The organism is Rhizobium sp. 16-488-2b (assembly GCF_017741815.1).
GTDB lineage: Bacteria > Pseudomonadota > Alphaproteobacteria > Rhizobiales > Rhizobiaceae > Rhizobium.
In genome coordinates, this window is record NZ_JAGHMF010000003.1 from 213,856 (window position 1) to 233,784 (window position 19,929).

Annotated in this window: 20 protein-coding genes; 12 read left to right on the forward strand and 8 right to left on the reverse strand. The window is 62.8% G+C overall.

Annotation, left to right across the window (positions count from 1 at the left end):
• Positions 1 to 3 precede the first annotated feature (3 nt).
• Positions 4 to 480, reverse strand: a complete 477-nt coding sequence (locus tag J5286_RS02660; protein WP_209189026.1) for an RbsD/FucU family protein — start codon at positions 478 to 480, stop codon at positions 4 to 6.
• Positions 464 to 1,711 carry an ROK family transcriptional regulator gene (locus J5286_RS02665; RefSeq protein WP_209189028.1) on the reverse strand — a complete coding sequence of 416 codons (1,248 nt, stop codon included), beginning with the start codon at positions 1,709 to 1,711 and terminating at the stop codon, positions 464 to 466. The genes J5286_RS02660 and J5286_RS02665 overlap by 17 nt, the downstream gene beginning before the upstream one ends.
• Before the next feature lie 233 nt (positions 1,712 to 1,944).
• Here J5286_RS02665 and J5286_RS02670 point away from each other — a divergent pair, with 233 nt between their 5' ends.
• The 7 genes from J5286_RS02670 to J5286_RS02700 all read left to right on the forward strand — a co-directional run bounded on the left by J5286_RS02670 (position 1,945) and on the right by J5286_RS02700 (position 8,849).
• On the forward strand, positions 1,945 to 2,970 hold the full coding sequence (locus J5286_RS02670; RefSeq protein WP_018898260.1) for a sugar ABC transporter substrate-binding protein: 1,026 nt from the start codon (positions 1,945 to 1,947) through the stop codon (positions 2,968 to 2,970).
• 157 nt (positions 2,971 to 3,127) lie between these two features.
• The gene (locus J5286_RS02675) at positions 3,128 to 4,207 is read left to right on the forward strand and encodes an ABC transporter permease (RefSeq protein WP_112981954.1); all 1,080 of its coding nucleotides are present in this window, start codon (positions 3,128 to 3,130) and stop codon (positions 4,205 to 4,207) included.
• On the forward strand, positions 4,207 to 4,989 hold the full coding sequence (locus tag J5286_RS02680) for an ATP-binding cassette domain-containing protein (RefSeq protein WP_111561616.1): 783 nt from the start codon (positions 4,207 to 4,209) through the stop codon (positions 4,987 to 4,989). The genes J5286_RS02675 and J5286_RS02680 overlap by 1 nt, the downstream gene beginning before the upstream one ends.
• Positions 4,986 to 5,612 carry a nucleoside triphosphate hydrolase gene (locus J5286_RS02685; RefSeq protein WP_111561617.1) on the forward strand — a complete coding sequence of 209 codons (627 nt, stop codon included), beginning with the start codon at positions 4,986 to 4,988 and terminating at the stop codon, positions 5,610 to 5,612. Before J5286_RS02680 ends, J5286_RS02685 begins: the two co-directional genes overlap by 4 nt.
• 104 nt (positions 5,613 to 5,716) lie before the next feature.
• The gene (gene pyrC / locus J5286_RS02690) at positions 5,717 to 6,757 is read left to right on the forward strand and encodes a dihydroorotase (RefSeq protein WP_209189030.1); all 1,041 of its coding nucleotides are present in this window, start codon (positions 5,717 to 5,719) and stop codon (positions 6,755 to 6,757) included.
• 182 nt (positions 6,758 to 6,939) lie between these two features.
• Entirely contained in the window at positions 6,940 to 8,118 is a 1,179-nt protein-coding gene (locus tag J5286_RS02695) for a GGDEF domain-containing protein (RefSeq protein WP_209189032.1), read from the forward strand.
• Positions 8,119 to 8,306: 188 nt separating this feature from the next.
• The gene (locus J5286_RS02700; RefSeq protein WP_209189034.1) at positions 8,307 to 8,849 is read left to right on the forward strand and encodes a glyoxalase superfamily protein; all 543 of its coding nucleotides are present in this window, start codon (positions 8,307 to 8,309) and stop codon (positions 8,847 to 8,849) included.
• Positions 8,850 to 8,892: 43 nt separating this feature from the next.
• Here J5286_RS02700 and J5286_RS02705 read toward each other — a convergent pair whose 3' ends face one another.
• Both J5286_RS02705 and J5286_RS02710 read right to left on the reverse strand, forming a co-directional pair.
• Entirely contained in the window at positions 8,893 to 10,164 is a 1,272-nt protein-coding gene (locus J5286_RS02705; RefSeq protein ID WP_209189601.1) for an MgtC/SapB family protein, read from the reverse strand.
• Positions 10,165 to 10,253: 89 nt separating this feature from the next.
• Positions 10,254 to 10,736, reverse strand: coding sequence for an anthrone oxygenase family protein (locus tag J5286_RS02710; RefSeq protein ID WP_209189036.1), 483 nt, complete (start codon positions 10,734 to 10,736; stop codon positions 10,254 to 10,256).
• A gap of 115 nt (positions 10,737 to 10,851) precedes the next feature.
• Between J5286_RS02710 and J5286_RS02715 the strand changes: the two genes are divergently transcribed.
• Positions 10,852 to 11,508, forward strand: a complete 657-nt coding sequence (locus tag J5286_RS02715; RefSeq protein ID WP_209189038.1) for a TetR/AcrR family transcriptional regulator — start codon at positions 10,852 to 10,854, stop codon at positions 11,506 to 11,508.
• Here the strand turns inward: J5286_RS02715 and J5286_RS02720 are convergent, their stop codons facing one another.
• Positions 11,509 to 12,411 (reverse strand): GGDEF domain-containing protein, encoded by a 903-nt coding sequence (locus J5286_RS02720; protein ID WP_018898270.1) that lies wholly within the window; start codon positions 12,409 to 12,411, stop codon positions 11,509 to 11,511.
• A gap of 422 nt (positions 12,412 to 12,833) precedes the next feature.
• Here J5286_RS02720 and J5286_RS02725 point away from each other — a divergent pair, with 422 nt between their 5' ends.
• Both J5286_RS02725 and J5286_RS02730 read left to right on the forward strand, forming a co-directional pair.
• Entirely contained in the window at positions 12,834 to 13,523 is a 690-nt protein-coding gene (locus tag J5286_RS02725; protein ID WP_047507167.1) for an orotate phosphoribosyltransferase, read from the forward strand.
• Between the two features lie 91 nt (positions 13,524 to 13,614).
• Positions 13,615 to 14,541: a carbohydrate kinase family protein gene (locus tag J5286_RS02730; protein ID WP_047507168.1), complete on the forward strand. Its 927-nt coding sequence runs from the start codon at positions 13,615 to 13,617 to the stop codon at positions 14,539 to 14,541.
• Positions 14,542 to 14,544: 3 nt separating this feature from the next.
• On the opposite strand, the gene J5286_RS02735 is transcribed toward J5286_RS02730, so the two are convergent.
• Complete coding sequence (locus J5286_RS02735) at positions 14,545 to 15,345, reverse strand: alpha/beta fold hydrolase (protein WP_209189602.1); 801 nt, start codon at positions 15,343 to 15,345, stop codon at positions 14,545 to 14,547.
• Positions 15,346 to 15,428: 83 nt separating this feature from the next.
• Positions 15,429 to 16,859 carry an aminotransferase-like domain-containing protein gene (locus J5286_RS02740; RefSeq protein WP_209189040.1) on the reverse strand — a complete coding sequence of 477 codons (1,431 nt, stop codon included), beginning with the start codon at positions 16,857 to 16,859 and terminating at the stop codon, positions 15,429 to 15,431.
• Positions 16,860 to 16,949: 90 nt separating this feature from the next.
• Here J5286_RS02740 and J5286_RS02745 point away from each other — a divergent pair, with 90 nt between their 5' ends.
• Entirely contained in the window at positions 16,950 to 17,813 is an 864-nt protein-coding gene (locus tag J5286_RS02745; RefSeq protein WP_209189042.1) for a DMT family transporter, read from the forward strand.
• 96 nt (positions 17,814 to 17,909) lie between these two features.
• Positions 17,910 to 18,053, forward strand: a complete 144-nt coding sequence (locus J5286_RS02750; RefSeq protein WP_181459210.1) for a hypothetical protein — start codon at positions 17,910 to 17,912, stop codon at positions 18,051 to 18,053.
• A 98-nt stretch (positions 18,054 to 18,151) separates the two neighbouring features.
• On the opposite strand, the gene pgi is transcribed toward J5286_RS02750, so the two are convergent.
• On the reverse strand, positions 18,152 to 19,777 hold the full coding sequence (gene pgi, locus J5286_RS02755; protein ID WP_209189044.1) for a glucose-6-phosphate isomerase: 1,626 nt from the start codon (positions 19,775 to 19,777) through the stop codon (positions 18,152 to 18,154).
• Between the last annotated feature and the right edge of the window lie 152 nt (positions 19,778 to 19,929).

A 19,929-nucleotide genomic window follows, 5' to 3' on the forward strand; every position in this document is an offset into this window, starting at 1 on the left:
CCCTCAGTAAGGAAACGGGTCGACCTGGGCCTTGCTCTTGTCGCCCGGCTTGCTTGGATGGATCACGCCCTTGCGCAGGATGATGTTGCCGTAAAGGCGCGGCTCGCTGGTCTGGATCAGCGCATGCGCCGCCTTCACCCTGTTGTAGAAATCGGGCCCCACCAGCGGCACCACCTGCCGGTGCGGCTCGTAGTGCGCGCAGCAGTCGATCATCTCCTCGTGCACGGGGTCGAGCTTGTCGCGCTCACCTTTTACGGTGGCGCGGAAGATCGCCTCCGGCACGAACTCGTCGATCGGCAATACGCTCAAGACGGCGTCGAGCACCGGGATGATGCCGTGCCCATCGAGCCGGATCAGCCGTCGCGCATCCTCGAGGCCCGGATAGTTGCCGTCGACGATGGCGATCTCGTCGCCATGGCCCATGGCGCGCAGCGTCGAGAGCAACTCGGGGCTCAGGATCGGGTTAAGTCCCTTCAGCATTCTCCACCTCCTTGAAGAGCACGTTCTGGTCCGTGAGATAGCGGGCAAAGATCGGCAGGCTGGCGCCGCCGATTGCGCGCGCATGTGCGCCGACGGCGCCCTCGATGATATCCGGCATGACAACGCCCTGCAGGTCGAGCCTGTCCGCTTCGTAGATCGTCGCCTGCACGATCCGCTCGCGGACCCAGGCCGGAAAGCCGCCATCGATGACGGCGGCGCTGAAATCGATGATCGAGGCGGCCGCGACGATGCCTTGCGCCAGCGCCTTGGCGGTATCCTGGATCCACAATTCGAGCGGCTCGCCGAAGTCGATCCAGTCATCGGCCGAATACCAGAGCGGCTCCGGATCGATGCCGCGTTCACGCAGCATGTTTTCGAGCACGAAGATCGAGGCGACCTCGAGCAACTGCAGCGTCTCGCCATTCTTGCCGCGCACGGGAAGCGGGCCGATCGCGCCGGCCGTGCCGGTGCGGCCGGAAAAGATCGCCGAGTTCAAGACGATGCCGCCGCCGATGAAGGAGCCGATGAAGAAATAGACGAAATCGGGGTGCTGCGGGCCGATGCCGAAGACGAGTTCCGCACCACAGGCGCTGGTTGCGTCGTTCTGCAGGTAGACGGGGTAGGGCACGCTTGCCGCCACCTCGGCATGTAGGTCGTAATCGCGCCAGACGTCCATCGCGCCCTTCGGCGAGCCCACTTCCTCTTCCCAGTTCCACAGCTCAAAAGGTGCCGCGATGCCCACACCGGCGATCCGGCTGCGCTCGTCCTCGCTCAGCCGGCTTTCCAGCTCCTGTATGCCGGATACGATGAAGTCGAGAAACAGGTCGGGCAGGGGATAGGCGTAGGTGACATGCAGCTGCATGCGGATCTTGCCGACGAAATCCATCAGCACCAGATCGGCGCTGCGCCGTCCCATCTTCACGCCGAAAGAGTAGACAGCATCGGGATTGAGCCGCATCGGGACCGAGGGCTGGCCCACGCGTCCACGGATCGGCTCGCCGCGCGAAAGCAGACCTTCTTTTTCCAGCACGCGCATGATCACCGACACGGTTTGCGCCGAAAGGCCTGTGCGGCGTGCGATATCCGCTTTCGACTGTGCGCCATGCAGGCGCACCAGCGATAGCACCAATCTTTCATTGTAAGCGCGAACCCGAACCTGGTTCGCGCCGCCTGCCGGACTGACGCCAGGCAGTTGGGCCGGCAAGTGAACCGGACCTTTCATCGACGACATTGGCCATTCCTCCCTTGATCGGCCTATGCGTTATTTTCGCCGAGCATGCCACAAGGAATTAATAATTCAATTGGATTTATTTATTGACAAGCCAAATTCTTTCGCCCTTAATTAGCGTCGTAAACAGCACGAAACGGCTTGGAGGAAGCCATCGGCGGTCGTCTGAGGCAGTGTTCGTGCTTTAAAATTCCGGCCAGCCATGGGGCGGTCCGGCTACACTCTGGGAGGAGTAAATGAAGAAATCAGTGCTTTCCGCAGCGCTCGCCGCGCTGGCCCTTGGCGTCGCGTTCTCGGCGCCTGCAAAGGCTGCGGACGTCTCCGCCTGCCTGATCACCAAGACCGACACCAACCCCTTCTTCGTCAAGATGAAGGAAGGCGCGACCGCCAAGGCCAAGGAGCTCGGCGTCAACCTGAAGTCCTATGCCGGCAAGATCGATGGTGACTCTGAAAGCCAGGTGGCCGCGATCGAGACCTGCATCGCCGATGGCGCCAAGGGTATTCTGATTGCCGCTTCCGACACCAAGGGCATCGTGCCGAACGTCAAGAAGGCCCGCGACGCCGGCCTGCTCGTCATCGCGCTCGACACCCCGCTTGAGCCGATCGACAGCGCCGACATGACCTTTGCCACCGACAACCTGCTCGCCGGCAAGCTGATCGGCCAGTGGGCCAAGGAAACGCTGGGCGACAAGGCCGCCGACGCCAAGGTGGCCTTCCTCGACCTGACGCCGTCGCAGCCGTCGGTCGACGTGCTCCGTGACCAGGGCTTCATGATGGGCTTCGGCATCGACCCGAAGGACCCGAACAAGATCGGCGACGAGGATGACAAGCGCATCGTCGGCCATGACATCACCAACGGCAACGAAGAAGGCGGCCGTACCGCGATGGAAAACCTTCTCCAGAAGGATCCGACCATCAACGTCGTCCACACCATCAACGAACCAGCTGCCGCCGGCGCCTATGAAGCGCTGAAGGCTGTCGGTCGCGAGAAGGATGTGCTCATCGTCTCCGTCGACGGCGGTTGCCCGGGTGTCAAGAACGTTGCTGATGGCGTCATCGGCGCCACCTCGCAGCAGTACCCGCTGCAGATGGCAGCACTTGGCATCGAGGCGATCAAGAAGTTCGCCGACAGCGGCGAAAAGCCGAAGCCGACCGAAGGCAAGAACTTCTTCGACACCGGCGTGACGCTCGTTACCGACAAGCCGGTCTCCGGCGTCAAGTCGATCGACACCAAGGAAGGCCTTGGCAAGTGCTGGGGCTGATGCCCCTTACCGCCTGATAACGAAAGCGGGGATGCGCGAAGCGCGTCCCCGCACCCTGCTCATCTTTTGACAGCGCACCGAATTGAGCGCAGCCTACCCACGTCTCGCCTGCATCGGCGGGATGCCCTTTGGGAGTGGGGCCACGCGGAGGATTTCCATGAGCGAGCCGACAACAGCCGCACCGCATCACGATTACGAAAAAGTCCTAAAGGACAGTTCGACCGACGTCGCTTCGTTCGACACGGACGACAAGAGTTTCCTTCAGAAATTCCGGCATTTCCTGCATTCGAGCCCATCGGCGGTATCGCTGATCGTGCTCGTGCTGTCGCTGGTCATCTTCGGCGCCCTGTTGGGCACCAAGTTCTTCTCCGCCTTCTCGCTGACGCTCATTCTTCAGCAGGTGGCAATCACGGGTATCGTCGGCGCCGCGCAGACGCTGGTCATCATGACGGCGGGCATCGATCTCTCGGTTGGCGCCATCATGGTGCTGTCCTCGGTCGTCATGGGCCAGTTCGTCTTCCGCTACGGCCTTCCGGTCGAGCTCGCCATCCTCTGCGGCTTCGCTGTCGGCGCGCTCTGCGGCTTCATCAATGGCTGGCTCGTCGCGCGCATGAAACTGCCGCCCTTCATCGTCACGCTCGGCATGTGGCAGATCGTTCTCGCGACGAACTTCCTCTATTCCGCCAACGAGACGATCCGCGCCCAGGAAATCGAAACCACGGCGCCGCTCCTGCAGCTCTTCGGTGATACCTTCCGCATCGGCGGCGCGGTCTTCACCTACGGCGTCATCGCCATGGTGCTGCTCGTGGCCTTCCTCTGGTACGTGCTCAACCACACCCCCTGGGGCCGTCATCTCTATGCCGTCGGTGACGATCCTGAGGCGGCAGAACTGTCGGGTGTCAACGTCAAGCGCATGCTGATCTCGGTCTATGTGCTCTCCGGCATCATCTGCGCGCTTGCCGGCTGGGCCCTCATCGGCCGCATCGGCTCGGTATCGCCCACCGCCGGCCAGTTCGCCAACATCGAAAGCATCACCGCGGTGGTGATCGGCGGCATCTCGCTCTTCGGCGGCCGCGGCTCCGTTCTCGGCATGATGTTCGGCGCGCTCATCGTCGGCGTCTTCTCGCTCGGTCTGCGCCTGCTCGGCACGGACGTGCAATGGACCTACCTCTTGATCGGCGTCCTCATCATCGTCGCCGTCGCAATCGACCAGTGGATCAGAAAGGCAGCAGGCTGATGGCTACCGAACCCCTTCTCATGGCGCGTGGTCTCGTCAAGCGCTACGGCCGCGTCACCGCCCTCGACCATGCCGACTTCGATCTCTATCCGGGCGAAATCCTGGCCGTGATCGGCGATAACGGCGCCGGCAAGTCCTCGCTCATCAAGGCGATCTCCGGCGCCATCCGCCCCGACGAAGGCGAGATCCGCCTCGAGGGCCAGCCGATCAACTTCCATTCGCCGATGGAAGCCAGAAAGGCCGGGATCGAGACCGTCTACCAGAACCTGGCCCTGTCGCCGGCGCTCTCGATCGCCGACAACATGTTCCTCGGCCGCGAGATCCGCAAACCGGGCTTCATGGGCAAGGTCATGCGCAAGCTCGATCATTCCGCGATGGAAAAGATGGCGCGGCAGAAGCTCACCGAGCTTGGCCTGATGACCATCCAGAACATCAACCAGGCGGTCGAGACGCTCTCCGGCGGCCAGCGTCAGGGCGTGGCGGTTGCCCGCGCGGCGGCCTTCGGCTCCAAGGTCATCATCCTCGACGAGCCGACGGCGGCCTTGGGCGTCAAGGAAAGCCGGCGCGTGCTGGAACTCATCCTCGACGTCCGCTCGCGCGGCATCCCGATCGTGCTGATCTCGCACAACATGCCGCATGTCTTCGAGGTGGCCGATCGCATCCACATCCACCGCCTCGGGCGTCGCTTGACGGTGATCAATCCGAAGGAATACACAATGTCGGATGCCGTCGCCTTCATGACCGGCGCCAAGTCAGTTCCTACGGAGCCTGTTGCCGCATGACGATGACGATCGAGGATATCGCCGGCGAGGTTCTTGCCCGCGCCGGCGACGCGAAGCGCTTTCTGATCGCCATCGCCGGTCCGCCCGGCGCCGGCAAATCCACCATGGCAGACCACATCGCCGACGCCTTGCGCGCCGGCGGCGAAACGGCCGCAGTCTTGCCGATGGATGGCTTCCACATGGACAATGCCATCCTGATCGAGCGCGGCCAGCTTGCCCGAAAGGGCATCCCCGAGACCTTCGACGTGCGCGGCTTCCTCGATATCATCCGCGCCGTTCGCTTGGCCGATCAGGAAGTGCTGGTGCCGGTGTTCGATCGCTCGCGTGAGCTTGCCATCGCCTCGGCGCGTCCCATCGGCCCGGAGCATCGCTTCATCATCGTCGAGGGCAACTACCTGCTTTTCAGCCTCGGCAAGTGGGCGGAACTCGAAGGCGTGTTTGATTACTCGATCATGCTTGCTCCGCCGATCGAGGTGCTGGAGGAGCGGCTGTGGGCGCGCTGGCGCGGCTACAAGCTGAGCGAAGAGGAATCGGCGCGCAAGGTTTATGAGAACGACCTTCCGAACGGTCGCCTCATTCTCGGCAACCGCCGCCGCGCCGACGTCACCCTCGAGATCGCCTGATCGCAATTGCCCGGCTGCGACGGGCAAACCATTTGCCATCCCCCATGCTTGGATGTAATTCCCAAGGCTGAGCCCTAAAGCGCAGCCTTGCCGGAGTTACAGTCATGCAATCGATCACCATCCGCCGCCCCGATGATTGGCATCTTCACCTGCGTGATGGCGCCATGCTGGAAGGCGTGATTGCCGATTCAAGCCGCGACTTCGCCCGCGCCATCATCATGCCGAACCTGGTGCCGCCGGTCGTCACGACAGCGGATGCCGAGGCCTATCGCGGCCGCATCATCGCCGCCTTGCCGAAAGGCGACCGGTTCGAACCGCTGATGACGCTCTATCTGACCGAGCACACCGATCCCGACGATGTCGAGAAGGGCAAGGCCAGCGGCCTGATCACCGCCGTCAAGCTCTACCCCGCCGGCGCCACCACCAATTCGCATGGCGGCGTGCGCGACATCGACAAGGCCATGCCGGTGCTCGAGCGCATGACCAAGATCGGCCTTCCGCTTTGCGTCCATGGCGAAGTCACGACGTCCGACGTCGATATCTTCGATCGCGAGGCCGTCTTCATCGAAACCGTGCTCGACCCGTTGCGCAAGCGCCTGCCGGAGCTGAAGGTGACGATGGAGCACGTCACCACCAAGGACGGCATCGACTACATCAAGTCGGCCGAGCGCAACCTCGCCGGCTCGATCACCACCCACCACCTGATCATCAACCGCAACGCCATCCTCGTCGGCGGCATTCGCCCACATTATTACTGCCTGCCGGTCGCGAAGCGCGAACACCACCGTGTGGCGCTGCGCCAGGCCGCCACTAGCGGCGACGCCCGTTTCTTCCTCGGCACCGATTCCGCGCCGCATGTCGATCCGCTGAAGGAATGCGGCTGCGGTTGCGCTGGCATCTATACTTCGATCAACACGATGAGCTGCCTTGCCCACGTCTTCGAACAGGACAGTGCCCTCGACAGACTGGAAGCCTTCGCTTCGCTGAACGGCCCGGCTTGGTATGGCCTTCCGATAAACGAAGAAGTAATAACGCTGGTCAAGCGCGCCGAGCCCGTGTCGTTTCCGGCCAAGATCGAGACCGGCGCCGGTCCCGTCACGGTATTCGACCCCATGTTCCCGCTTCATTGGGATGTCGAGCGCTAATAGCGCTCGCAAACCCCTCATTTTTTACTGGAAGGAGGATGCATATCCGCTGGGATATGTTATTGCGCTAACATCTAAGCTTTAAATACATGTTTTTTTAACGAAATTGATAACACATTCGCTGTCGGGCGAATTCCATTTTCATAAAACGAAAGCGTGGCAGAAGCCGCGGAGCTCAAAGCATGACGCTTGACTATAATTCATTGCTGACCGCGTTGGCGGTCTCGGCGGCATGTCTCGCCATTACATTGCTGGCGAGCTGGATTGCCCGGCGGACCGAAACATTTCTGCTGGCCTGCGGGGTCGGCCTCATTCTGATCGTCAGCGGCATCTTTGCCTATGGTATCTATGTCGATAAGCCGAACGCGATCGTCGGCACTATCTGTTTTGCACTTCTCTTTCCCGGCTTCGCAACGGTCTGGGGCGCCGGCTGCCAGTTCCGGACAGGAGCATTGCCGCACGCACGTATCGCGGCCTTTGGCGCCATCGCGGTGGTGGTGACCTCGGTGCCGATATTGCTCGGCTATGACGGCCTGTCCTTCATCATCGACAATATCGCCATCGCCTCCTTCCTGTTCGCTACGGCCTATCAATACTGGCGGGCGCGCGACGAAGCGATCGTTCCGCTGACCGGGATCACCAGCCTCTATTGCCTGACAGGCTTTTCCTTCGTCCTCTGCGCTGCCGTGCTGATCTATCAGGGCAAGCTCGTCCTGGGAGCTGCGCCCAACAACTGGTCTGAAGATTTGAGCCTCGCCGTCTGCATCGCCAGCATGACCGGCATCGGCGCGCTGTCGCTTGCCCTGCACCAATGGCGCATGGCCGCCCTCCACCGCATCGACGCGGCAACCGATCCGCTGACCGGCCTGCTCAACCGGCGTGCCCTGTTCGATCGGCATGGCTCCGGCGTCATGGGCCCGACCACGGCCGTGCTGGTCTTTGACATCGACCACTTCAAATCGATCAACGACAGTTTCGGTCACGCCGTCGGTGACCGCGTGCTGAAGGTCTTCGCGGCCGAGCTGACCGCGACCTGCCGGCTGAGCGATACGGTTGCCCGCCTCGGCGGCGAAGAGTTCGCGATGGTTCTGCACCAGGTCATGCCCGGCCGCGCCGAAGTCGTCGCCGAGCGGATCCGCAAGGCCTTCGAGGGGCGCGAGCTCGATATAGACGGCGATATCTGCAAATGCACGGTGAGCGTCGGCGTCGCCTCCGGCCGCACCAAGCCGCTCCCATTCGACGCCATGCTGAGTGCCGCCGACAAGGCGCTCTACGAGGCCAAGCGCGGCGGCCGCAACCGCGTCGAGCTTGCGAGCCACCTGCAGGCCGTCCCCACGGACACAGCCCGCACCGCCTCTTGATCGTCGGCAATTCCCTTCGTATGGTCGGGTTGGCCGGATGCAGCCAGCCGCCCCGCGGTGCGAAAGCACGATGGTGAATGCATCCACGCATATCCTTCACATCCCTTGCCGTTTGGCGATTGACGGCGAACGGGTCAGCAGACGCGGGCACTGATCGTCCTGTTCGCCGCCAACGAAGGGAATGCAACATGCGCGATTTTCACGACGCGAAACTGATGGCCAAGGCGTTGCGCCAGGCACTTGCCGACCGCGATGTCGATCTCTCTCACAGCGAGACGCTGGAGATCGTCGCCCGCCAGTTCGGCTTCGAACAATGGAACATCCTGTCTGCGAAACTGGAACAGACGACGGCATCGCCGCCTGCGGTCGTCATAGAACCGCCAATCCCGATCTTCCGCATCTTCGATGTCGACAAGGCCAAGGAGTTCTACTGCGGCTTTCTGGGCTTCGCACTTGATTGGGAGCACCGCTTCGGCGAACATTTCCCGCTCTATTGCCAGGTCTCGCGAAGCGGCATGATCCTGCACCTCAGTGAGCACTCGGGAGACGCCAGCCCCGGCGCCAGGGCCTTCGTCCCCGTGAAAGGCGTTCGCGCCTATCAGGCGGAGCTCACGGCCAAGGATTATCGTTACATGAAGCCGGGGCTTCAGGAAGCGCCGTGGGGATTGGAGATGGAGGTCATCGATCCCTTCAACAATCGCCTGACCTTCTGCGAGCGCAACGACGGATAAGGCGGGAAGGGGCTGCGGCGGTGTGCTGGGCAAGCCTGCCGCCTCAGACGGCCCAAATCCCGCGCGTCGAGAGATAGCCGATCGCGCCGAAGAGGATGGCGACCGCCGAAGCGAGGCCGAGCGTCACGGCATATTCGCGGCGCCCCGCGGTAAAAGCGAGCGCCACCTTGGTGACCATGTTGACGAACACGGCAATCAGCGTGACATCGGCAGCCGTCGTGGCGCTGATCGCCGAGCCGACGAGACGCACGGTGGAGAGCGTGATCGCATCGACATCGACAAGACCCGAGATGGCCGCGACGACATAAAGCGCCGACGCGCCGACATATTCGGTCGCCATCTTCGAGACGAGGCTGATCAGGCCGAGCAGCAGCGCAAAGGAAATCACCGTCTTCAGTTCGAACGGATTGGTGAGCCCGATCTCCGGCGCCTGCGTGCTTGACCCGGAACGCCAGGCCAGAAAAAGGCTGGTCGCCAGGAAGCCGATGATGGCGGGGATGAGTGCCGAGGAGAGCGGCGCCAGCATGCTCAGCGAAAGGGCGCTCGCGATAACGAGAACGCGTGCGAAGGAAAGCGCGCCGGCAATCGCCGCGCCCGCCGCCAGATGCCGCGCCCCTTGCGGCGCTTCCATCGAATAGCGCGCGAAGGAGAGCGTCAGCGCGGTGGACGAGACAAGCCCGCCGGCCGCACCCGCAAGTAATATCCCGCGGCTCGATCCCATGAGCCGTATCGCCACATAGCCGGCAAAGGAGAGCGCTGCGATGGTGATGGTGAGAAGCCAGAGCGCGTAGGGATTGAGCGCGCCCCAGGGGTCCAACGGCTTGTCTGGCAGCAGCGGCAGCGCGATCACGGTCATCGCGAGCAGCATCAGCGCCGACCTAAGCTCTACCCAGGTCAACCCCTGCAGGAAACCGTGAAGGCTGGTGCGGGCCGCGAGCACGACGGTCACCACCACCGCGCCGGCTCCCGCCGTGATGAGATCGCCAAGCGTGGCGAGCATGCCGAGCGCGAAGACGCAAAGGGCGGCGATGATCGAGGTGATGCCGTAATCCTTGTCCTCGATGGCCTCCTGCCACTTGCCGGCGATATAGACGACGCCGAGAAGCACCGCGATCGTGGCTGGGAAGAACGGGCCGGTCAGCGGCTGCAGCGTGCCGACAATGCCGCCGAGGAAGCCGGTGAGACCAAAGGTGCGAAGTCCAGCGGTGCGTCCGCCGACGCGCACGTCGCGCTCGGTCCAGCCCCGCTCGACGCCGACGAGCAGACCGATGGCAAGCGCCACGCCGAGACGGCGGAAGACTTCGATATGTTCCATGTCCTGCACGATATCGCCGCCGCGCCGCTAAGCAAGCGCAAACATCTGAAACCATTGGCGCATTAGCGATACAGGCGCCGATTTCGCGATCAGATCAGCATCAGTGCCCGCACGAACGCGGCCGATGCCAGCAGCGAGGCCACGGTCCTCACATGGTTCCACCAAGTCCAGTCGCGAAGGTAGCCCTGCCACAGGGCGGAGGCCTCGGGGCCGTTGCCTGAAACCTGCCCGAGCGCATCGTTCATCGGCACGTTGAAGATGATGGTCGAGGCAAAGGAGGCGACGATGTAGATGACGGCGCCGGCGAGCATCCAGAGGCTCGCCCCTTCCCGCCAGTTCATCACCGCGAGCACGCCGATCAACAGGCAGAGAATGGCCGTCGGTACGAACAGCATCATGAAGGGCGATCGCAGGATCGTGACGTTGATCGAGTTCATCGCAGCGATCCCCTGTTCCGTCGGTATGCGCGAAAACGCCGGCATCACGAACGTCGAGAACGCGAAGAATGTGCCGGCGACGAGCCCGCTGCCGATCGCCGCGGCGACAAGCGCCAATACGAGAATGATTGCCATGCCGATGACCTCCCATTTTGGCTGCCAAGCCAAAAGTCAATAACAGAGAAATTCTCTCATTTGCAAAATGAGATAAACTCTCTTATTTCTGCTGTCAAGCGCGATGGAGTATCGGATGACGGACGAAGCGGCGGCGGGATCGCGAACAAAGGTGGGCGCCACAAGGCAGCCCCGGCGTATTCCCCGTCAGCAGAGAGGCCGCGAGCGTTTCGAGAAGATTCTCGCTGTTGCCACGCAACTGATCGAGGCGAAGGGAAGCGATGCGCTGAAGATGAGCGAGATCGTCGAAAAGGCCGATCTCTCCTTCGGCGCGCTCTATCAGTATTTCCCGGATCGAAGCTCGATCTTCGCCACGCTGGCCGAGCGCTTCAATGAGGAGGGCCGCGCCTGCGTGGTCGCGGCGCTTGCGGAAGCGACGGATGCCGCAACGCTGCGTTCGGCGCTCTGCCGGATCGCCGACGAATATCACGCCTTCTTCCGCAGCGAGCCCGTGATGCGCGACATATGGTTCGCCACGCAGGCGGATCGGCTGCTGCAGGAAATCGATGCCGACGATATGGAGTTTCACGCCCAGGCGTTGATGGCGGTGCTGGAGCAGGTCTACCCGGATCGCCCGAAGCCAGCACTTCTAGCGCTTGCGAGGCTCGTCATGCAGCTCCTGGCGGCGGCGGTCAGATATGCCGCCGCGTTGAGCGAGGACGAGGGACGGGCAGCAATCGCGCTCTACAAGAAGATGCTGCCCGCCGATATCGGCGAATTGGTAGCGGAGTGATCAGGCACGGATCTTCGCGTCCCTGATCGACAAGGAGACCGCCGAGCGAACCATGTTCCGACCACCATTCTTGGCGGCGTAGAGCTCCCTGTCTGCCGCCGTCAGCATGGATTTCAGCGTTTCGCTGGCGGGATCGCCACGATAGACGCCAAAGCTTGCCGTCACGCGCTTTGCCGGCAACGGGCCGACGGCCTTGCTTTCGAACTGCATGCGCAGCCTGTTGGCGATGTTGACGGCGACATCGATATCCGTGCGTGGCAGGACCAGGCAGAACTCCTCGCCGCCGATGCGCGCCGCGATGTCATAGGGCCGCAGATTGTGCTGGATCGTGGCACCCGCCATAACCAGCACTTGGTCGCCGACATCGTGACCGAACTGGTCGTTGATCGACTTGAAGTGATCGAGATCGAAGACCACGACGGAGATCGGCGTGCGCTCGCGGGCGGCGCGGGCAATCTCCAGCGCCCCGATATCCTTCAGCCAGCGGCGGTTGCCGAGACCGGTCAGAACGTCCGTTGTCGCCTGCCGGCGCAATTGCGCCAGCGTCGCGTCGAGTTCCTTGATCAGGATCGAGATCCCGTTGGTAACGATCCCGACCTCGTCCTTGCGCTTGCTGCGAACCGACTTCACGACGCCGGTGGAGCGATAGGTCTCGACCACGCCGGCGATCTGGTGCAGCGGCCGGATGAACGCCCAGACGCAAGCCAGGCAAAAGGCAGTCCCGATCAGCGTCGCTCCCAGCACCAGGATAAGCACAGGCATCGCCTCGCTCCGAAAGCCGGTCACGAGATAGACGACGAGCGCCAAAAGCGGCACGTGCGTCGAGACAAAGCAAATGGAGAAGATCTTGAGGGTCAGCGATTGGTTGAACTGCTGGAACGGTGTGAACCTCGTGAGGCGCATTCTGGACTCCTTCATGGTGTCTTTGGGCGCTGGGAAAATGGCGCGGGAAGTTTCACCCCGTTGTTAATGAAATCATTCAAATTTGAGCGTTCTGGGCCTCATCAAGCATGGCGCTCCGTGCAAGTGGCTGCCGAACAATACGTATGACGAATGTCTAAAATTATGAATGGGTTGTGGAAATTTAAGTTGTCCGCAAAAGAAATACCAGCAAGGGTTTTTGCGACCCGACGCGCCTCGCGCTTTTGGTGAATCATCGCGTCCTGACGCAGCGATATTAACAGAGCGAGACGCGGCCCCAACGGCAACGTAAGCGCGTGAAATTGCAATTCTTGCGTTTGACCCGCTCGCGTTCTGGAAACTTGTCCCACTTGCTGCTATTGGCCCATAAGTTTGAGCACCCGATAGAGGCGAAGGAGAGAACGATGATCCAGGCAACATTCACCGACCGCAAAGTCATGGCCGAGCTGGTGGCCAAGATGCTCTGGGAGATCAAGGCCGTTCACTTCAATGCCACCCAGCCCTACAAGTTCGCTTCCGGCATGGCGAGCCCCGTCTATATCGACTGCCGCAAGCTTCTCTCCTTCCCGCGCATCCGCTCGACGGTGATGGATTTCGCCGCCAGCGTCGTGCTGCGCGAGGCGGGCTTCGAGAAGTTCGATTGCATCGCCGGCGGCGAAACCGCGGGCATTCCCTTCGCCGCACTTCTCGCCGATCGCCTCAGCCTGCCGATGATCTATGTCCGCAAGCAGCCGAAGGGCCACGGCCGCAACGCCCAGATCGAAGGCAACATGCCCGAGGGTTCGCGCGTTCTCGTCATCGAAGACCTGACGACGGCGGGCGGCAGCATGTTCAAGTTCATCGATGCGGTTCGCGACGCCGGCGGCATTGTCGATCATGGCATCGCGCTCTTCTATTACGGCATCTTCGACGAGGGCGCGCTGCGCTTTGCCGATGGCAAGGTCAAGCTGCACTACATCGCCACCTGGCGCGATGTCTTGGCTGTCGCCAAGGAGCAGCAGCTGTTCGATCAGAACACCCTGAACGAGGTCGAATCCTTCCTCGACGCGCCGCTGGCATGGTCCGGCCGCAATGGCGGTATTTCATCACTTTGAGTGAATAATTGCTCACGGCGCTTTGCTTTTGCCACGAAGTTATCTAATCCAGTTGGGCATCGACAGATCGTAATGCCCTTGGGAGACGGACATGATTTTGTGCTGTGGAGAAGCGTTGATCGATATGCTGCCGCGGGAGACGACGCTCGGCGAAAAGGGCTTTGCGCCCTATGCCGGCGGCGCCATCTTCAACACGGCGATCGCGCTCGGGCGCCTGGGCATTCAGACGTCTTTCTTCACGGGTCTCGCCGACGACATGATGGGCGAAATCCTCTGCGATACGCTGAAGGCGAGCAATGTCGACTTCAGCCTCTGCGCCATCGCGCAGCGCCCCTCGACGCTCGCCTTCGTCAAGCTGGTCAACGGCCAGGCGACCTACGCCTTTTATGACGAAGGCACCGCCGGCCGCATGATCACCACCGACGACCTTCCCGTCCTCGGCGACGATTGCGAAGCGCTGCACTTCGGCGCCATCAGCCTGATCCCCAGCCCCTGCGGCGAAACCTACGAGGCGCTGCTCGACCGCGAAGCGGCCAAGCGCGTCATCTCGCTCGACCCGAACATCCGCCCGGGCTTCATCAAGGACAAGCAGGCGCACATGGCGCGCATCAAGCGCATGGCCGCCAAGTCCGATATCCTGAAATTCTCCGACGAGGACCTGGAATGGTTCGGCATGGACGGCAGCCATGACGATCTCGCCGCCCACTGGCTGCAGCATGGCGCCAAGCTTGTCGTCATCACCAAGGGCGCCGAGGGCGCGACAGGCTACACCAGCGAGCGCAAGGTCACCGTTCCCAGCCAGCGCGTCACCGTGGTCGACACCGTCGGCGCCGGCGATACCTTCGATGCCGGCGTTCTCGCCTCGCTGAAGATGGATGGCCTGCTCACCAAGGCGCAGGTCGCCTCGCTCGACGAAAAGGCGCTGCAGAATGCGCTCTCGCTCGGCGCCAAGGCCGCCGCCGTCACGGTCTCCCGCGCCGGCGCCAACCCGCCATGGGCCAACGAGATCGGCCTCTGAACCTCACGCCAGTTGATCCAGAAAGCCAAGCACGGTCCGATTGAAGTCATCGGGCCGCTGCAAGGGCGCGAAGTGGCTCACGCCCTCCAGCGGAACGAATGTCGCGCCGGGAATGCTGCGCACCAGATGGGCGGCATGCTCCGGCTTGATGAACTCGTCCCGGTCACCGAGCGCCACCGCCACCGGCACACGGATACGGTTCAGATCGGCCGCCGAATAATTCGGCTCGGTCGACATCATCAGGCTCACATCCTCGACGAAGCGGTCGAACTGGTCCGGCGTCGGCGACAGTGCCGCGTAATCCATCCGATGCCTGTTGAAGCATCGATCGATGACAGGCGTCGGCACGAAGGGCTTTACGCCTGATGGATCCATGCTGCAGGCGAAGAAGAACACGCCGTTGACGCGCTGAGGGTGCTTGTCGGCGAGAATGAGCGCCGTGCACGCCCCATCGCTCCAGCCGACAAGCGCTGCCTTCTCGATCTCCAGGTGATCCATCACCGCAAGCACGTCGGACGCCATCAGCTCGTAGGTGTAGGGCTTGCCGTCCCGCGTGCTGCGGCCGTGTCCGCGGCTGTCGATCACCACCACGCGCCGCCCTGATCGCAACAGCGCCGGCACCTGATAGCCCCAGTTGCCGCTATTCCCGAGCCCGCCATGCAGAAGGATCACTGATGGCCCGGAGCCGTAGGCGCTGTACCAGATATCGGCGCCATCATGCGTGACCACGCCGTCGTCACCATCGGGCAAGGCCTGCGCCCCCTGCGCCGCAAATCGCTCCAGCTCGTCGTCGGTCATTTCGATCCTCCCAATTCCTCATTCTCTCTAGACGGATGACGCGGCCCCATCTCGACACCTCCAGCGAAATAATCACCGCGCCGAGCGAACTAGGCCTTCCCCCGCGCCGCCTGCATGGCCTCGCGAAGCACCTCGAAGACTTTAGAATCTTCCGTCTGCGAAACATTGAACCGCATGAAATCCGTCGCCGTCTGCGACAGGCTGAACGCGTTGCCCGGCGCCAGCACCACGTCCCGCTCCAGTGCGGCGCGAGCCACATCGGCGGCGTCGATCCCGTCAGGCAGCAGGCACCAGAGGAACATCCCCGCCTGCGGCTCGAGCCAGGGCACGATGCCGAGGTTCTTGAGCCTAGCCGAGACGTCGAACATCGTCTTCGACAGCCGGCTGCGCAACGTCTCGATATGCTTGCGGTAGCTGCCGTCGCTGAGCACACTAAGCACCAACTGCGCCGCATGTCGTCCGCCGCCGAACGAGGTAGCGATCTTCAGATCCGTCAGCCCGCCGATCCACTCCGGCTTGGCGGCGATGAAGCCGCAGCGCGCCGAGGCTGACAGCGTCTTCGAAAAGCTGCCGATATGGATGACGCGATCGAGCCCGTCAAAGGCGGCGAGGCGCGGCGCCGTCACGTGCTCGAAATCGGCAAAGATATCGTCCTCGATGATCGTGAGGTCGAACTGCTCGGCGATCTTCAGCACCCGATGCGCCGTCACCGGCGAGAGAATCGCTCCGGTCGGGTTATGCAGCGCTGAATTGGTCACGTAGAGCTTCGGCCGATGCTCGGCCACCGTGCGGGCGAAGGCGTCGACATCGGGGCCGGAAGGCGTGTAGGGCACGCTGACGATCTTGGCGCGGTGGGCGCGAAGCAAGGCGTGGAAATTGAAGTAGCAGGGATCGTCGACCATTACGGTATCGCCCGGCTCGATCAGGAAGCGGCAGAGGAGGTCGATCGCCTGGATGCCTGACTCCGTGAGGATGATCTGGTCGGGCGACGCGCCGATCCCTTTGTCGGCCATCCGCCGCGCGATCAGCTGCCTGAGCGGCGGCAACCCCAGCGGCGAACCGTATGCAAGCAGCACCGGTCCATCGGCGCGCGCCAGCGCCCGCACGGCGCGGCGAACGCCATCCTCCGGCAGCCATGACGGCGGCAGCCAGCCGCAGCCCGGCTTCAGCCCGATATCGCCCGCCTCAAGGGACTGGCGCGACACCCAGAACGGATCGATCTCGCGATCGAGCCGTGGCCCGACCTCCGACAGCGCGAAGGGCGCCGCCTGGTTGGCAACGTAGAAGCCGGAGCCCGGTCGCGACAGGATCGCGCCCTCGGCAACCAGCCGCTCATAGGCCTCGACCACGGTCGATGTCGAAATCTTCAGCGACCCCGCAAGCGCCCGCACCGAAGGAAGCTTCGCCCCCGCCGTCAGGCTGCGGCCGGCGATACGCTGCTTGATCGTGTTCATCACCATCGCCACGCGGGTCGTCCCGACGATCACGTTATCGGCCATCCGTACTGCTCTCCGATGCATAACAGTTTGGCGAAACCGTACCATACCGTAACTGGCATGGCCACGCCACGAGGGATCATAAGATGGCTATTGATCGTGAAGGAGTGTGCCATGGACCGCACGGCGGCCGGTTGGTTGAATGGTTTTATCGGTGTTCTGATTTTCAGCGGCTCGCTGCCCGCTACGCGCATGGCGGTGATGGGGTTCGATCCCGTCTTCCTGACCGTCGCCCGCGCGGCAATCGCCGGGCTGATCGCGCTGGCGCTGCTCGTGCTGTTTCGCGAGAAGCGGCCGGCGCGCGGCGATCTGGTGTCGCTTGCTATCGTCGCCTTCGGCGTCGTCATCGGCTTTCCGTTGCTCACCGCCCTAGCGCTCACCCACATCACCTCGGCGCACTCCATCGTCTTCATCGGCCTGCTGCCGCTCTCGACCGCGATCTTCGGCGTCATCAGGGGCGGCGAGCGCCCGCATCCGGCTTTCTGGATTTTCTCCTGCCTCGGCAGCGCGCTGGTCGCCGGTTTCGCCCTGTCGCAGGGCGTGACCGCAGCCCCGCTCGGCGATCTCCTGATGCTCGCCGCCATCATCGCCTGTGGGCTGGGCTACGCCGAGGGCGCCAAGCTGTCGCGCAGGCTCGGCGGCTGGCAGGTCATCTCCTGGGCGCTGGTTCTCTCGCTGCCCGTCATGCTCGCCCTTGCGCTCTTCAATCTGCCGCCGTCCTTTGCGGCGATCGAAACGCCGGCTTGGGCGGGCCTCGTCTATGTCTCGCTGTTCAGCATGCTGATCGGCTTCTTCTTCTGGTATCGCGGCCTGGCGCAGGGCGGCATCGCCGGTGTCGGACAATTGCAGCTGCTGCAGCCCTTCTTCGGCCTGCTCCTGGCGGCAACGCTGCTGCATGAGCAGGTGAGCCCGATCATGCTCGTCGTCACCATCGCCATCGTCGGCTGCGTCGCCGGCGCCAAGAAGTTCGCCCGCTAGAGCATTGCAGGTGAGAATGAATTTGCATTTTGCCGCGTAAGCGCGCCTGCTGGTTGGCGTCACATCGCTCGATGTGGCCCAACCAGGGAGCTTGAAATGGCAAAGGGTCAACTCCGCGGCACGCGTGAAGCGCGCAAGCCGAAGAAAGACAAGTCCGCTCCGGCAGTCGCCTCGCAGCCGGGCTCGCAGGTCAAGCAGGCCGCGAGCACCGTACCATCAGGCAAGGGCGCCAGGCCCTGACCGCCACCAACGGGTGGTCCTGAGGGCAGTCATCTCAGCCAAATAGAAAACGCTCCCGCGGCGGTCGCCACGGGAGCGTCGGTAGAACGTTGCGCTTGTTACTTGGCGAGCTTCGCCAGTTCGGCAACGAGGCCCTGCGTCGAAGAATCGTGGCCGGCAGCGCTTTCCTTGCCTTCGATGACGGGCAGCAGGCCGGTCGCCAGTTCCTTGCCGAGCTCGACGCCCCACTGGTCGAAGGAGTTGATGCGGAACAGCACGCCTTCGACGAAGACGCGGTGTTCGTAGAGCGCCACGAGGCGGCCGAAGGCGAACGGCGTCAGCTTGTCGTAGACGAAGGTGATCGACGGGCGGTTGCCGGTGAAGACGCGGTGCGGCGCGATGAAATCGGCCTGCTTGTCGTCCATGCCCTTGTCGGTCAGCTGCTTCTTGGCTTCCTCGAAGGTGCGGCCCTTCATCAGCGCTTCCGACTGCGCGATGCAGTTTGCCATCAAAAGCTGATGCTGGTGGCGCAGCTCCGGCTCGAAGCCGTTGGCCGCGATCATGAATTCCGCCGGGATCACGCTCGTGCCCTGGTGGATCAGCTGGTAGAAGGCGTGCTGGCCGTTGGTGCCGGGCTCGCCCCAGACGACAGGACCGGAGTTGCCTTCGACCGGCGTGCCGTCGATGGTCACACCCTTGCCGTTCGATTCCATGTCGAGCTGCTGCAGATAGGCAGGGAAGCGCGACAGGCGCTGGTCGTAGGGCAGGATCGCGCGGGTGGCGTAGCCGAGAACGTTGCGATTGTAGAAGCCGATCAGGCCGAGCAGGATCGGCAGGTTCTTGGCGATCGGCGCCGTGCGGAAGTGATTGTCGATCGAGTGCGCGCCATCGAGAAACTTGCCGAAGTTCTCCGGGCCGACAGCGATCATCAGCGGCAGGCCGATGGCCGACCAGATCGAGTAGCGGCCGCCGACCCAATCCCAGAAGCCGAACACGCGCTCGCTCTCGATGCCGAAGGCGGCAACCTTGTCGAGCGCGGTCGATACGGCTGCGAAGTGATGCTGGACGGCGGCTTCACCCAGCGCATCGGCGACGAACTTGCGCGCCGTCTGGGCGTTCGTCATCGTCTCGATGGTGGTGAAGGTCTTGGACGCGACGATGAACAGCGTCGTTTCCGGCTGCACCAGCTTCAGGATGTCGGCGATATGCGCGCCGTCGATGTTGGAAACGAAATGCGCGCGGGGCCCGTCGTGGAACGGTGCCAGCGCCAGCGTCGCCATCACCGGGCCGAGGTCGGAGCCGCCGATGCCGATGTTGATGACGTCGGTGATTTTCTTGCCGGTCGCGCCCTTCAGCGCGCCCGAGCGAATGCCGTCGGCAAACTTGGCCATGGCGGCGAGCACGCCGTTGACGTCAGGCATCACGTCCTTGCCGTCGACGAGAACAGGGGTGTTCGAGCGGTTGCGAAGGGCTGTGTGCAGCACCGCGCGGTTTTCGGTGAAGTTGATCGCCTTGCCCGAGAACATCTCGTCGCGCTTGGCCTCGACACCGCCGGTTTCGGCGAGCTTGACCAGAAGGGCCAGCACTTCGTCGTTCACGGCGGTCTTCGAGAAATCCATCAGGAGGTCGTCGAGCGAGGCGGTGAAGCGCGAAAAGCGTTTCGGATCGGCCGCGAAGGCAGCACGGATATCGGTGGCCTTGGTGGCAGCCGCGGTGCTTTTCAGTTGGTCGACGATGGCATTCATGGGAGGCTCCTTTGCAGGGCGTGAGGGTCGCGGAAACTATTCGCTTTACCGGGTGCAAATCAAGTTATGTCTGAAACTATTCATAAAAAGGGTGCGCACGTCGCGCTTGATGCGCCAACGCAGTCGGGCTATATTGGAGAGGTTGCAGGCGG